Source organism: Enterobacter genomosp. S (assembly GCF_001631805.1).
Lineage (GTDB): Bacteria > Pseudomonadota > Gammaproteobacteria > Enterobacterales > Enterobacteriaceae > Enterobacter > Enterobacter quasihormaechei.
Genome location: NZ_LVVA01000007.1, coordinates 1 through 13,777, shown reverse-complemented (window position 1 = coordinate 13,777; position 13,777 = coordinate 1). Strand labels below are relative to the sequence as shown.

Below are 13,777 nucleotides of genomic sequence, written 5' to 3'. Positions count from 1 at the left end.
CTTAATAAGTTAACGTAGTTAATATATATTAACTACGTTTCAGTGACTTCTCCCGCGAGGGTGGCTTACGTTCAGGCCAGACAGTCGACGGCATGGAAAAAATAATCCTCTGTCATGAGGACATTCTCTTTCGCACTTTGATGTTCGCGACGTATATACCAGCCTGTTTCAGGCGCCAGGCTTAAATGGTATATCCTCTCCCCCGATATACTGCCGGGGGCTTTAATGCACATTGTCATACACCCCTTCTCGGCCCCCCTGATTACCTGTTCTGGCATAATGCTGACGCTGCGGTCTCCATTTTGCAGAGTGACAGTCGTGATGGCATAACGACATATACTGCTACTGAGGCTGTAGCCGACCGTGCTTAAATCAGTGATATGTTTTTGGGATAACATGACGTCGATACCAGAACCCTCAAACCAAACGATAATTTGCTGCGCAAGATCATCCATCCGCTGACAAAATGCCCTGACTTCGGCTTCAGCCGTATTAATATGAATCGGTTTATTCACATTATTCTGCTGCACTTTCTTAAAAAAACGCTCTCTTGCTGACATGTCAACTCCGTGTTTTTCGCCAGTCTCATTGTTCTTTTTTGTGCTTCAGCAGGGCGTAGCTGATAATCAACTGCTGAAGATGTTGTTCAATCTTGTTTTGCTGCGCTGCTGACAGGGGTTGCCCGGCAGGTAAAGCGGCGAGCAGACGAAGCTGCTCTTCAAGCGGAATGGTATGGCTCAAGGACTGCTACATGGCAAACACGGCTGATTTCAGTTCACTCACCGTCATGTACTTACCTTTCTGTTCATCCAGTGCGTTCAGCCTGTTCGTCAGCTGCTGCAACTGCGCCATACCCTGATGCCAGCCATTCAGATCTGACTCTGCTAGCGCAGCAACACTCATCTGTTTTTGCCAATGCAGCGCCAGGGGTTTGGCCTCTGCCGGCCACAGCGTCAGCGCCTGCTGCACCAGACTGTCGCCGTAGCTCACTGCCCAGTCGGGTTTCAGCTGTAAAAGCTGCGCTAACAGCTGTTGTGTTCTGCCAATCCCCATTTCCGGTGACGGTGACGTTTGTTGCAGCGCCTTTAACTGCGCCGTAGAAAGTCCTTGAGGTAAAGGAGCCAGAGCCACGGCGAGCTGCGTTTGTGCCGAATCTGGCGCATGCAACATTTGCCATCCTCCTACGACGACACTGGCTGCGACTAACATGGACAACATACCAGCAGCAAATGGCTTCCAGGGCTTCACCGACACAAGAGGCTCTTTATCTACCTGAACGTTCGGCACCGGCTCGGGGTGAACCACATATACCCATTTACTGCGCTCTGTCGGTTCGACGAGTTGTATTTCCTTAGCACCCAACGCGTCACCGGGCAAACTCACGCCCGTATTTTCGCTGTTTTCCAGACGCACAGCTGCGTTCTGCATCATCGTGCGCAGAGCATCAAGCTGAGCAGCATGCCTGAGTTCCAGGCGCTGCAACACGTCCCCTAACGCGTTCAGATGCTCCTCAGCCTGATACAGCTGCCGCAAGTCCGCGTACGTCAACGTTAGCGTGTGTACCACCTGTTGCAGACGCTTGCTGAGGGCACTCAGGATTTCGATTCGCGCATGAACAGGCTGTGGCCAGAGGTTTCCCCACTGGCGGGCGACCAGTGCAGCAAGTACCGCCAGCCCCTCATTCATGCCATACAGTCCAGCCAGATGCGTACGGGCGAGCGTATACCAGGCAGCAGTTTGCAGTTCTACACCGTTGTGCTCGAACAGTGAGAGGCAGAGCGTTTCCGCGTGTTGCCAGTTAACGTCCGGGCGTGCCGGATGAATGAGCTTGTTCATTTGATCGCGCAAGGCGGCGTAATCCGCAAGCGTGCGCGGGTCTCCGCCGGTTTTAAGGTGGCGTTCAGGTTGTGGTGTCATGGTGATTTCTGTATGTGAAAGCTAGATTGCGGCGCGAGTGTCGAGGTACTGCTGCTGTTTCAGGTGGCGGATTAGTACCCTCGCCTCGGGCATAAATTCCGTACCGTATCGAACAAGACCGACGCCCTTTAACTCCGCGTCAATGGCATAGCGGAGTTCGCCGGGCTGTATCTGTTCCTGCATTACCACGTTAATTTTGCTCAGGCGCGGCTCGTATTTTAGCAGCACGGCTGACAATGTTGTCATGAGCTGATGGGCGGTCCCGGGCATGCCCTGGAGGATTTTAGTCATATCCGGCAGGCCGTAATCCGGGAGGTGCGCCAGCGTCCCGGCGCGACAGTTGAGAATACGCTGCATATTGTCGAGTACTGACATAATGAGCTGGTTCTCATTGCTGACGCTGTGCAGGTCAAGCCCACCGGAAAAGTTGCCGAAAAGGGTTTCATACAGAGATGGTCGGGGCATCTTAGTCCTCCTTACGGGCTTGCAGTGTAAGGCGATTATTGCTGGCTTCAATAATGCGAGGACTATCCGGGTCGAGATCTTCACGAGCGAGGACCAGGCGCCAGGTATCATTCGTCTGGTCCGGCGCCATAAACATTGCCGCCACTGCTACATACTCTGCGATTTCATCCAGAGGCATATCCAGCGTTACGGATTCCCCCGGGCGCAGACGAATATCTTTTTCAGCCACAAGGTCAGCTTTGATGGCCTGGCTGTCATCAGCGAACAGAGAAGGATAGTCAGTGCTGTCGAAAGCCTTACGATCTTTCAACTGGTAAACACGCACGACTGTCGCGAGGGATGCTCCGTTTGCATTGTTATTCACCCCTGAGCGCGCCTGTATATCCAGATGCAGGGTTTTAACCTGTTTATAAAAAATGGACTTTGCTACTGAAACCGTCCCGTCTTTGACGGTTTGCGACAGGCCACAGCCAGTTAAGGTTGTGGCGAGCGTTAATGCCAGCAACATCATCCTGGTGTTACCAGTGGTAATCGCCATCTTCATCGCTCTCCCTTCGGTGAATGTTTGCCTGAACGCGCTGATATTTGCCCAGGTTAATGGTGATAATTTCATTTCTTGTTTTGTGTGAACCTAGTGGACGTAATACCGCCGTGCGTCCGAGTTGTACCGCCTGCATTTCGCCGCATGTTAATTGCGCATCCGGTAGCAGATGTCTCGCTACACACAACTGTAACCGTACATCCAGATGTGAACCCAGATATACATGCATCAGCGCCATCAAGTCGTTATGCAGTTCGCCGCCAGGCAACCAGCCCTTGACCTCGTCTGGATCCTCAGTCATAAGTTGCAACAACACCTGGCTGTTTACATCCGTACCGTGCGTACCCATAACGGGCCTGTGTTTGAGGCTGACCGGCTGTCGCACACTCATTGCAAGCGGGTTGTTCATCGGAATACGGCAGGGGTCGAGGTGGAATACGACTGCTCGGGTATCAGGAGCCAGTAACTGCACTAACGCCTCCATGCCTTCCGCCGTCCGACCCGGCAATAGCATTACCGGAAGCAGGGCAAGAAATCTCGAGAGAGGCGTCGCCGTGTTTTCTGCACAGCCAGGTATTCCCAGCCCCGCCAGCCCGAGGAGGTACTGTGAGGTAGTGTCGGTTCCTCCAGGCTGAAAGGTGGCCGGATAGGAGTATTTACGCCAGATGCGATAATACTGGGCGATCAACCGGTGATTGAAGATATCGAGGAAGTCCTGTACGGCCTCGTATCCGTCCCGTTGCTGCGTAATATCATCGGTGTAGCCTGTGGGCAACGGAGATTCAACACCATATAGCCCCATGAAAGTGATCCTCACCGTCATGGGTAGATGCGGATGCTCTGGGGGCGGGTCTTCTACACCACGGATTTCTCCTGCCGGAAATCCCATACCCGGATGCGGACGAAAGCGAACCGGATCGTGACGCACCTGCCAGTTACTGCCGGGCACAACTTTCTCCGGGTGGCTATGCTCCAGTAACTGACACAGACGATAAAAATTCATATACGGCAACTGACACCGTACTTTCGCCATCATCCTGGCAGACGCGGATTGTGATTCTCTTTCCACCGGATACATTTCCCTTCTGGCTGAACAATCAGTGTGAGCTGATTAAACTGATTCATGTCGGCATACAGGGCGAAAAAGCGGTTAAGCATCTCCCCAAAGAGATGGATATCCCCCTCGCCGGTGAAACCACTGCTGTCGAGTATCACTTCAATATCTATACCGCGGATCAGAAAATCCTCTTCGAAGCGCTGAATTCGGTGATGTCTGACATCCACGATGGCATCGAGTCGACGATTATTCAGTTCATCTTCACGCCAGTTATAAAGTGACAGCGTCCCGCGAAGAACTTCCGCACTACTCATCATATTGATAAAGCGGGTACCAAGATGGCTCATGACGCGCCAGTGAAAGCGATCTTCAGCAGGCGGATACGCTGGTAGCGTCGGCTTACAAAGATTGCGCACAGTGAGCGGATTTTCCGTGACCTGTTCGCAGCGGTCCAGCAGCGTGCTCTGTAGCGCCCGGCGCGGCAACTGACCATTTGTGCCGGTGATACGCAGCGATACGGTTTCCCGCTCCAGCGCCCTGTCAGCCTCCCACTGCTTGCCTCCCAGAATTAGCCAGGTGTCGTGCATTCCGGTGACCCCCCGCTTCACACGGGTATGGTAATAGTGTTCCGGCGCGTGACGGCGCATCATGCCGCCTTGATGGCGAAAACTGGTGAAAGGTACGTAGCGCGCATTCCCGGTACGTCCGGATCCGGTCACGCTGTCGACAGAGTAAATTTCAGTGTGTCCGTCCTGAAGACGCTTCGGACGGAGCAGATATTCGCTTTCCAGCCCGCTGATGGTCAGCGGATCGGCTTCCAGGGTGAAGAGGTTTATCACCGGCACGCAGTGCAAGCGCAAGGCCTCGCTGGTCACAGGTAAATCGCTCTGCCAGACCTTACTGAACACAACTTCCATATCGAAGTGCGTCGTTCCTGCGGGAATAGTGATATTCTCCAGTCCGTTAAGATGGACGAACATAAATTTTTCACGAAATGTGAAATACTCCAGCAGAAGCTGGTAACCGCTAAAGGCGCCCTCGCCCTTTGGCCACAGCCTATCTTCTTCACCAAAACCGCCAGGAGAGAAAAAGGCGTCGAGCGTTATTCGGTCTGTCTGTCCTGGCAGACGCAGATACAGTGCCACCTGATGCTTTGTTAACCAGAGATGCAAGGCGGGGCCCATGACACTGTCCTCTCCGAGATACAGTGGCAGACGCCGCAGGTTCACTTGTGACCAGTCTGCCTGCGGACTACAGGCAAAACGCACCCGCAGGGCTGAACGCCCGTCTGGCTCTGTCGTCATCGTCACATCTGACAACATCAATGGATTTAACGCTATGTCGCGGGTGGTCCGGTAGCGGCAAACGGTGTTTTTTGGCCCTACAGGACGGGACGTAACCTCCAGCCCGGCAAGTATTATTTCACCCATTTTCATCGAAGGTACGTTAGGGCTAAACGCCACCACGGACAGGGACGGGATGGTGCGCATGTAGTGCGGCCACAACATGCTAACCAGCCCTTCGGTCAGTTCCGGCAGGTCATCATCTATTTTTTCGCGTAAACGTCCGACGGAAAAGGCAAAGCCTTCTAACAGGCGTTCAACATATGGGTCAGGGGTTCCTGCTTTGTTCAGATCGAGCATTGCCGCCCGGTCTGGGTGAGTCTGCGCAAACTCTTTTGCTGCCTCGCGAAGATAGCGCATTTCGGCGTCAAAATAACGCAGGGTTAAATCTTCCATAAATTTCCGGCTATTAATGTACAGGAGGATGAGTGATAAGACCTAATACGCGCAGTGATATAGGGAAAAATACAATATCAGCAACGGCCGCGAACGGTGTTAATACAACTTTAGTTGCCAGCCGCAGGGGATGAAAGTGGGTTTCATCTTCATTCGTATAAAATACCACATTATGTTTTTTATCCAGTTGCGCACTATTATTAAAAAGCCTGTCGTTCTTATCTTTGGGAATAATTATCCCTTCAAGGTGTATCTGCTTAACATACCAAATACCATCACTCCTGAACCCTGTCTTTTTTAGGGTCTCAATATCCTGCACTGAAAGATTGCTCTCTCTTTTATTGACCTGTAATAACAGCGTATCGGAAAAATGCATTACAACATCATTTTTATCCGGCACATCCAGTTTAAGCCTCAAACCATCAAATTTGTCAAAGCCGGTAACTAGCGGCACCTGGGTAGATAATTTATCCAAAGCGAGCAACTCATCCGCGCCTTTCGTTAATATGTAGATATTTTTCTCACCATGGAAAGCAACACCATCATGAGGTATATCCACCCTTGTGCGCGTCTCTCCCTGAATAGCTGACGCAGACAGATTCTCGTAATAAAATACACCCGTAACTTCGTCTGAAATCAAAACATGCTCATTTCTTTTTGTTTCGATAACATCTTGCTCTAACCAAACAGTTGCTGTACAGCCTGAAAGATGAGTTAGTATTACCGCGAACAGTATTTTTTTAAGCAAATGCATAACTGCAATATTTTCCTGAAAAAATGTTATTAAGTTTTTTATCATCCACACAACACAGCCGACCTGGCAGCATCAATCGCGATCAGCCCAGCCAGTAGATGTTCCATTTCTGAGTTCAGGCGCGGTTTATCTGCCTCGCTGCGCCCGGCTTTCATTCTCAGTAGTTTCAGTCGACGGGCCTTAACTTCAAAAGTCAGCTCCGGCTCCCACTGCGTTAGAGTGATGACGACGGCACTGCCGTCCAGCCCGCTCAGCAGGTGTAGCGCCAGTTCATTCCTCCCGGTCTGCTCGGCAATACGTGCCATCAGCAGGCGCAATAGCCATTTCTGTCGCTCTGTAGTAATACCGGGACGGCTCTGTAACCATGCAAGGGCAAAATCAGCCCCGTCGCTGTCGGCAAGGGTTATTGCTTCCGGCTCCAGTGCCAGAATATCGCCATCCCCGGAAGCTGCTGCCGCCGTCACGGATGGCTCTTCCTGCCAGCGTAAGCCGCTGTCCAGCACCTGCTGTTGTATCCAGCTCAGGGTAACTTCGTCGGCGAACGGCGTGCCGTCGTTAAACGCCAGGGTTTCCAGCCCCGTCAGGCGGGAGAGCAGTCCTTTCAGATCGGCCTGAATAATGGCTGCTTCTGCATCGCGCCCTAATCTCACCAGCGCCTGATGCAGATACCACTGTACATCCAGCCACAAGTGGTTAGCGCCGCGTGATAACATACTGTCCGCCTCTTCCATCAGCTCCCGCCAGCTCTGCTGAAGATAAAGCCTTTTCAGCTGTGCCCGCTGATCCGGCTTCGGCGGCTCAATGCGAGTTTTACCGTCTGCCGATAGCGGTGGTAACTGGTGCAGAGTGTCGTGCCGCAGGTTCTTTATCAACCGATGGGCGGATAACCAGCCATCCGTCTGGTTTCTTAGGTAGTCCGCCAGAACACGGGCCTGAGCCAGAAGCTCCTGGCCTGACGCTATGCTGGCGAGCGCAGGAACGTCACCGGCTGGCATGGACTTACTGGTGTCGCTGACATTCTGCGGCACCACCGCGTCCGGACCGCCGGAGGTTAGCAAATGGTTTTCCAGCGCGGTATAAAGCGCCGCCGGTAGCGCATGCCCTTCCCCCTGCTCTGTCAGCAGCAAGGCACCAGCAATACGCAGCATTTCCGCGTTACCGGCCTCCGGGTAACGCGACAGACTGTCAAGCATACGACTGCTTCCGAGCCACTCCAGCGCCGCTTGGCGGCTACGTTCTCGCTGTGGGTGCAACCCTGCACCGAAGCGCTGTATCAACCCCGCCAGAAGCTCCAGCCCGTCCGCCAGCCCCGCTTCGCCATCCCGGTGCAGACGGGCCCAGGCATAGTACGTGGCGACACGGATATCTTTGGCTCTGCCCGTCAACAGTTTTTCAGCAAGCAGGCAGATTAGATCCGTATCTGCACCTGAGAGTTTTCCGACCTCCTCACGTATCTGCTGGAAGTCATCATCGTAGCCAGGGTCATCGCCGGTGGGATTATCTTCTTGTAAGGGCAACAGCCAGTTTTGCCACAGGGAAAGTCGTTGCTGTGCATGAAGTACCAGCGCATCCGGAGTCGTCTGGCAAACTGAGATTAAGGTATGAATGGATGCCATTAGTACGTCTCCTCTGCGGTGTCAGTGTCATCAAACAACGATTCAGCGACAGGTTCTCTTACACTGAATATCGCCTCCGGCAGGGTAAAGTTGCGCAGTTTTAGCAGGGCCAGCGGTCCTTCACCCGCTTCGGTGCGTAGGGTATAATTTAGTGGTCTGCCGTCCTGTGCCTGCCAACGCAGACTCCAGCTACTGCCTGTACCGGAATAAGCACTGATAGCAGCCTTATCAAGCAGGCGTATCCATCCCCAGGTACCGGACATGTCGGCATATTGACGGGTGCCCGCCTGCGTACTTATCCAACTCAGTGCCGCACCCGGCGCTTCCGTATCCGCAGGCCAGGTAAACCGTTTCCAGACGGGCATCTGGTTCACATAGGTCAGCTTCTGGCTATCAATCACCAACGAAGTCTGCATGATGCCATCGGCTGTGCCTGGGCGAAGTTCAAAGGAGAGCCCCGCTTCCCCGCGCGTAAATACCACATCGGAAATATGGCTCAGCGTATCCACCGCCTGTAAAAACGCGGGATTAAAGCTTAACCCCTGGGCATTGATGCTGTCCGGCACCCAGTGGCTGCCTTCGCGGTGAAGGACGCCGTTCAGTCGTGATTGTAAAAATTGCGTAATTCGCCCGGATTCGGCATTTAAATACTTTGCCAGCAACGGCAGAGACACTTCGCTGCTGACATCCTTAAACGGATAGCGTCCGCCAAAGGCGCTGTTCCAGTCATTCACTACCGCGTTACGCCACTGCGCATTGAGGCTTTCTGCTGCTGGTGTCAGCACCTGCTGCCATGCCTGCTCCATCGGACGGACAAACAGCGTCTGCCCAAAACCACTCCATTCCTGTCCCAACCCCGCCGCCACCAGGCTGCCGTAATCCCGGGTTTCGGTTAAATCCACAGCCTTTCCCTGGAATACCGTCTGTGCCAGCGCCTGGGTCATAGCCTGCGGATCGGTTGCATTCGTGACCTGCTGAAGCCGCAGACGCACCTGGGTGACTCGGGTCAGGAATGTTTGCAGGCTCAGCCGGCTTGCCTGTGTGCCGCCGTCGCGGCCGTTCACCAACGCCAGTACCGGGCCGAAGGTAGCATCCAGCGGACCGGACACAGCCTTCTGCTGGTCAATAGCTGGCTGTTCACCACGGTTAAACAGGTTTTTCGCTGATTTTACCAGCGAGTCTGACATTGCCTCTCCGATCTGTCCGGTACGTCCCTGCACGTTCAGGGTATTCATCAGCGCCACCAGGGGCGACTGACGCACGTCGGCCATCAGGGTGAGTTGGTCAATGGCGTCTGACAATGTGGCCGCTTTTTCCCAGCGCAGGCTGTTGAGAAAATCCAGCCAGGCGCCGCCGAAGTCAGCAAAGTATCGAGCCGTCAGGCGCTGTTGCAGGGCTTCGGGTGTTGTCTGCTGCACCGCAGATTGTTTGCTGTCGCTCAGCACCCAGTCCATTTCATCACGACGTTCTTTCACTACCCTTTCAATGGCAGACTGAACGGACTGCTCCCATGCCTGACGGGTGAACATACCGGGGACAACCTCATCTGTAGTAAACAGACGCGACACCTCAGTGTCTCCGGTCATATCAACCAAGCGCATATCCGCGTACTGGTGCGCCACCTGAGTAAGCATCTTCTGGTAGAGGGTTGACTCGCTGTTGCGTCGTCCCATCTGGCGAATTAACAGGGATCGCGCCTGGCTCACAAGTGTATCGTCTGCACGCAGGCGCCACTGAGGGTGCGAAGTCAGGCTGGCTGCATAGAACGTCAGTAAGGATGGACCACTCCCCTGCCAGACACCGTTGGGAATACCGGCACGCCGGGGCCAATCACGCATCAGTGTGCTCGTAAACCAGGCAGCGTTCATTTTTTCCGGCCGGGCGAGCATCAAGTACAGTTTTAACTGGTCGTAAGCTATCTTTGCCATTCGTTCACGCAACGGGCTTTCCGGCGATAATTGCACAAAAGCGTAGAGATGCTGCTGGAGATGCTTCGCCGCTGCATCACGGAGCAGCGGGAGAGCCAGCTCACCGTAGCGCGGGAATAACGCTTCCAGCAGATCATCGTTCTGGCTGAGACCGAGACGGGCGAACCAGGGGGCACCATGCTGTGAACGATATTCCAGAAGGGACAGCGTCTTCTGTAGTTCTGCTAGCGCTAGCAGGCGCGCCGACAGCGACTGTTTCTCTGTCGCGGCCAGTTGCATCTGCTCCTGCGCCGTTGCTACAAGATGGCGGTTGGCGAAAAAGGAGCCAATCATGGAAGCGCCCCAAAGAGACATCAGCGCAAAAGCTGTAACAACCGCAATCTGTTGCCAACTGATGCCGGGCCTGCGCGGGCGAAGTCCTGTTGGTAATGCCTGTACCGACGTGGGAATGCTATCCCAGCGGTTGTCCATTCCCCAGTGGTGCTTCACGCTGCGGGCGGCCTCCTGGGACGGCGGGCTGAACAGAATGCCTGCCAGCGGCAGCGGGCGGTATGGGTTAAGCAGTGCCGACAACGGCTCCGCCACTGTTTCTGGTTTTCGGATGAGCAGATCGGCCAGGCTCAGCAGAAAATTATGCTGAGGTTTAGCGCACATCTGCTGTATTCCCTGTGCGGTCAACTGTGGCACCAGACTGGCGAGCTGCTCGACAAGCGCCTGTGGGGTACATTTGGCTGGCAGGAGGCAGCCCACCGGCTGGGTGATGCGATAACTGTCATCTGAAATCGTCTGTAATGACCAGATATACAGCGGCAGTTGCCAGCCAAGACATTTATAGCGTGCGTTGATGGCACGCGTAAGGCTGTCAAGTATATCTCCGTTTAGCGGTGTGGGTTCACACTCTCTTAGATCGCTGGTCACCCAGACCGTCCCGTCAGCGGGACGGTGGCGTAGACCGCGGAGTGAGGTGAGCCAGGCCTTGTCCTCCGGCTGAGCCGGATCTCCACCCCATAGAAGTAGTGTTCCCTGATCTTCCTGCCAGTGCTGTACCGTCAGCCCCGGGGTTAACTGCTCCACCTCACTGGCTTTCCCGGTGATCAGCAGAATGCGGATCTTGCGTCCCCAGCGCCGACCATACTGATGGCGAAGAATCTGACGGATGTCCCCGACGACAACGTTGCCCGGGGGCGTCTGTACCAGACGGAATTCATCATTGGGTAAACCATTTTCCTGACGGGACTTATGGCGATGAGAGAGCTCTTGTGAGTATTTTTTTATCACAGGCAGGTAGCGAAAAAAAACCAGTATCAGTAAAATAATAACCAGCGTGATAATTTTCTCATTGCGTGTTTCCAGGCCCAGGCGTGTGCCATAACGGGTTATCAGCCACCAAAGTGCCATCACGCTGGCAAGTACAATACCAGTCCGCCCAAAACGGCCAAACAGATTACCCGTTGTATTCATCTTCACTTCCTGTTGTGACGGTACTGATATAGCGTTCCTCTCCGGAGGAGAACAACGTCAAAAGAGAGTTATTACCAAGGGTGACCAGATCGGCCGCCAGAGCGGTCAGCAACCATGGGGCCGCCGGCCCCGGAATACCGCACCATTTTTCCAGCAGCATACGCTCGGCAGGATCCCACTGAGCTCCGTGTACGTTTCCGATAGTCATCAGCGGTGCGGCAACCTCTTCCCACCTGCAACTGTCACCCAGAACGCGGGCGGCACGGCTGGCAACTGTCTGAGTTACGAGGAATTGCGTGAAATCGTCCTCAAACCTGTCCAGTTCCAGTGGCATTGGCCGCAACAGGCGGGCCTTATGTGGGAGTCGGTATTTTTGTGTCACATCGTCACTGGTCAGCAGCAACGAGGCCAGCCCATCTGAATACGCATCGCCGCCGAACAACTGCATCACCAGGATGAGGTCAACCGTCAGAGACGGTTGCTTCAGACGCTTTTCGGCCCTTTCCATCGAGAGAGCAGGCGTTATGGTTATGTTTTCAGGTACAGCGCGCTGAGGAAATAGGGAGCTCCAGACGGAGCTAAAGGACTCATTCAGTCCAGCTGTAGGCAGATCGGAGATGAGCGTTACTGTTACAGGAAAATCATCAGGCAACTGGCGAAACACATCCATCGTACTTTTAAGTAGTATGTGCAGGGACTTATCGGCCAAATGATCACTGTCACTTAAATAGTTTATTCTTCTGGTAAGACCGTAATACTGCTCGAGTTTATTATGAAGGCATCCCGCAGTGATTTTATCGGGTAATAAAATACAACTAGTTATAATCGCCAGATATCTTTCAGCCCAAGCTTCCCATTGTTTTTGAGCAAGCTCAGCTTCTTTTTTTTGAAAATGATGCTTATCAATTTCTTTACCCCACAACCATCCTCTCAGACATAAAAGAAGCAACCAAATCCCTGAAGGCGTGAGGGATACCTGCCAGATATTGAGTGCCGACAGTCCTTTTACCATACCCGAGGCGTAGAGCATGAATAATAACGCCCCGATGATTACCATCAGCGCACCGGTCAGAAACCACCACATTAAAGACGGTTTCGGGGACAACTCCGTTGTTAATGATATCGCTCTTTTCCAGCCCATTGATTATCCTATTACACAATCCGGTGCGCTTGAGATCACCTGGCATCCACACAAACATTTGCATGCGTCAATCACGATAGGTTTACCGTCAGATATCCATTCCGGCGAACCTTCTACGATAGGATTGGTACCATGCCCTGGGATTGGGCAACTGACCATATCACCAACCAGGGCGACTTTTTTTCCATTGACAATCATGGTTGATGTTGCAGAAATAACTTTCCCACCATGCGTTGTTTTATCACTGAGTAAAACGAAACCTCTAGACATGAAAACCTCACAAATAATAACCGCGCATAATTTTAATGCGACAATAAAAAAAGAATAAATAGAAGATAGAATTAATGAAGAAGGGTATAAATAAAAACCCAGTGAAAATAAAATAAACTATTATTTTTTATTCCCCATTATCAATCCGGCCAGATTATTACCAGTTGCCATAGGGGTAGTTTTTACCTTCAATAAAAGCTTTTGTTCCCTTTGTATATCTATAACCATTAGGGAAGTCAGTGCCCCCTGCACATGCACATCTGCTCACCTGATACCGTGGTAATTTTGGCATCTATCTGCGGGACTACTGGATCACCTAAATTATCCAGCCAGACGCTAACCTTGCCGCCGGGGGCCAGACCAATCACCATGGTGTCACGGTAATAGGTCTCATCGGGGCGATAGCTGTCGGTGTAAAGCGTGGTCATCTGCTCCCATGTCCCTTATTTGAACAATATCAGTGTTTCATAACTTTTTTTATCAATGACTGAGTCCCTGCAAAAACGAAGCATCAGCGGCAGTGCGTTACCCTTGTTATAATACGACTGCGTTACCCCAAGATGGTCATTCCAGCGTCCCACGCTGACCCGACTGGGTCTTGTAGTATCAACATACTGGTATGTAGTCTTGTAGCCGGCCCCGTCCACCATCAGAGCCCGGGTAGCCAGGGCGGGCAGTGCATTGGAATAAATAAACAGAAATTTCCATTCGTCGTAGGGCAGTTTTTTATAACCCCACTCAGTTTTGTCCGGGTCAGCAGACGAAGTGTGTCCTGCGGTACACCCCGCCACTGACATTATCAGCAGATGGACATCCTGTAGCGTTAATATGCTGTCCCTGCGGCTGGATTTCACCAGTTGCCGTAGGGGTAGGTTTTACCTTTAATAA

At 52.8% G+C, this 13,777-nt stretch carries 12 protein-coding genes and 1 pseudogene; all 13 read right to left on the bottom strand.

Annotated elements, in window-relative coordinates; all coding sequences use genetic code 11:
- Window positions 1-71: 71 nt before the first annotated feature.
- The 13 genes and pseudogenes from A3466_RS06455 to A3466_RS23865 all read right to left on the bottom strand — a co-directional run bounded on the left by A3466_RS06455 (window position 72) and on the right by A3466_RS23865 (window position 13,743).
- A complete protein-coding gene (locus A3466_RS06455; protein ID WP_063449897.1) occupies window positions 72-560 on the bottom strand; it encodes a hypothetical protein in 489 nt (162 codons plus the stop codon).
- Between the two features lie 25 nt (window positions 561-585).
- Window positions 586-1,917: pseudogene (locus tag A3466_RS06450) on the bottom strand (VasL domain-containing protein).
- Between the two features lie 21 nt (window positions 1,918-1,938).
- Complete coding sequence (gene tssE, locus A3466_RS06445) at window positions 1,939-2,382, bottom strand: type VI secretion system baseplate subunit TssE (protein ID WP_063449896.1); 444 nt, start codon at window positions 2,380-2,382, stop codon at window positions 1,939-1,941.
- Between the two features lies 1 nt (window position 2,383).
- Complete coding sequence (tssJ, locus tag A3466_RS06440; RefSeq protein ID WP_120286583.1) at window positions 2,384-2,920, bottom strand: type VI secretion system lipoprotein TssJ; 537 nt, start codon at window positions 2,918-2,920, stop codon at window positions 2,384-2,386.
- Complete coding sequence (tssG, locus tag A3466_RS06435; protein WP_063449894.1) at window positions 2,901-3,956, bottom strand: type VI secretion system baseplate subunit TssG; 1,056 nt, start codon at window positions 3,954-3,956, stop codon at window positions 2,901-2,903. The genes tssJ and tssG overlap by 20 nt, the downstream gene beginning before the upstream one ends.
- The gene (gene tssF / locus A3466_RS06430) at window positions 3,956-5,719 is read right to left on the bottom strand and encodes a type VI secretion system baseplate subunit TssF (protein WP_063449893.1); all 1,764 of its coding nucleotides are present in this window, start codon (window positions 5,717-5,719) and stop codon (window positions 3,956-3,958) included. The genes tssG and tssF overlap by 1 nt, the downstream gene beginning before the upstream one ends.
- Window positions 5,720-5,732: 13 nt before the next feature.
- Entirely contained in the window at window positions 5,733-6,473 is a 741-nt protein-coding gene (locus tag A3466_RS06425) for a hypothetical protein (protein ID WP_063449892.1), read from the bottom strand.
- A 41-nt stretch (window positions 6,474-6,514) separates the two neighbouring features.
- Window positions 6,515-8,089 (bottom strand): type VI secretion system protein TssA, encoded by a 1,575-nt coding sequence (gene tssA / locus A3466_RS06420; protein WP_063449891.1) that lies wholly within the window; start codon window positions 8,087-8,089, stop codon window positions 6,515-6,517.
- Complete coding sequence (locus tag A3466_RS06415; protein WP_063449890.1) at window positions 8,089-11,478, bottom strand: ImcF-related family protein; 3,390 nt, start codon at window positions 11,476-11,478, stop codon at window positions 8,089-8,091. Before A3466_RS06415 ends, tssA begins: the two co-directional genes overlap by 1 nt.
- Entirely contained in the window at window positions 11,462-12,619 is a 1,158-nt protein-coding gene (locus tag A3466_RS06410; protein ID WP_063449889.1) for a hypothetical protein, read from the bottom strand. The genes A3466_RS06415 and A3466_RS06410 overlap by 17 nt, the downstream gene beginning before the upstream one ends.
- A 3-nt stretch (window positions 12,620-12,622) precedes the next feature.
- Window positions 12,623-12,889 carry a PAAR domain-containing protein gene (locus A3466_RS22180; protein ID WP_074160958.1) on the bottom strand — a complete coding sequence of 89 codons (267 nt, stop codon included), beginning with the start codon at window positions 12,887-12,889 and terminating at the stop codon, window positions 12,623-12,625.
- 236 nt (window positions 12,890-13,125) lie between these two features.
- Window positions 13,126-13,317, bottom strand: a complete 192-nt coding sequence (locus A3466_RS23870; protein WP_414627571.1) for a DUF2931 family protein — start codon at window positions 13,315-13,317, stop codon at window positions 13,126-13,128.
- 15 nt (window positions 13,318-13,332) lie between these two features.
- The gene (locus tag A3466_RS23865; protein ID WP_432416602.1) at window positions 13,333-13,743 is read right to left on the bottom strand and encodes a DUF2931 family protein; all 411 of its coding nucleotides are present in this window, start codon (window positions 13,741-13,743) and stop codon (window positions 13,333-13,335) included.
- Between the last annotated feature and the right edge of the window lie 34 nt (window positions 13,744-13,777).

What these genes read in the sequence shown, in the direction of transcription:
- A3466_RS06455 (WP_063449897.1), bottom strand. Translation starts at nt 560, where the DNA reads ATGTCAGCAAGAGAGCGTTTTTTTAAGAAAGTGCAGCAGAATAATGTG.
- tssE (WP_063449896.1), bottom strand. Translation starts at nt 2,382, where the DNA reads ATGCCCCGACCATCTCTGTATGAAACCCTTTTCGGCAACTTTTCCGGT.
- tssJ (WP_120286583.1), bottom strand. Translation starts at nt 2,920, where the DNA reads ATGGCGATTACCACTGGTAACACCAGGATGATGTTGCTGGCATTAACG.
- tssG (WP_063449894.1), bottom strand. Translation starts at nt 3,956, where the DNA reads ATGGCGAAAGTACGGTGTCAGTTGCCGTATATGAATTTTTATCGTCTG.
- tssF (WP_063449893.1), bottom strand. Translation starts at nt 5,719, where the DNA reads ATGGAAGATTTAACCCTGCGTTATTTTGACGCCGAAATGCGCTATCTT.
- A3466_RS06425 (WP_063449892.1), bottom strand. Translation starts at nt 6,473, where the DNA reads ATGCATTTGCTTAAAAAAATACTGTTCGCGGTAATACTAACTCATCTT.
- tssA (WP_063449891.1), bottom strand. Translation starts at nt 8,089, where the DNA reads ATGGCATCCATTCATACCTTAATCTCAGTTTGCCAGACGACTCCGGAT.
- A3466_RS06415 (WP_063449890.1), bottom strand. Translation starts at nt 11,478, where the DNA reads ATGAATACAACGGGTAATCTGTTTGGCCGTTTTGGGCGGACTGGTATT.
- A3466_RS06410 (WP_063449889.1), bottom strand. Translation starts at nt 12,619, where the DNA reads ATGGGCTGGAAAAGAGCGATATCATTAACAACGGAGTTGTCCCCGAAA.
- A3466_RS22180 (WP_074160958.1), bottom strand. Translation starts at nt 12,889, where the DNA reads ATGTCTAGAGGTTTCGTTTTACTCAGTGATAAAACAACGCATGGTGGG.
- A3466_RS23870 (WP_414627571.1), bottom strand. Translation starts at nt 13,317, where the DNA reads ATGACCACGCTTTACACCGACAGCTATCGCCCCGATGAGACCTATTAC.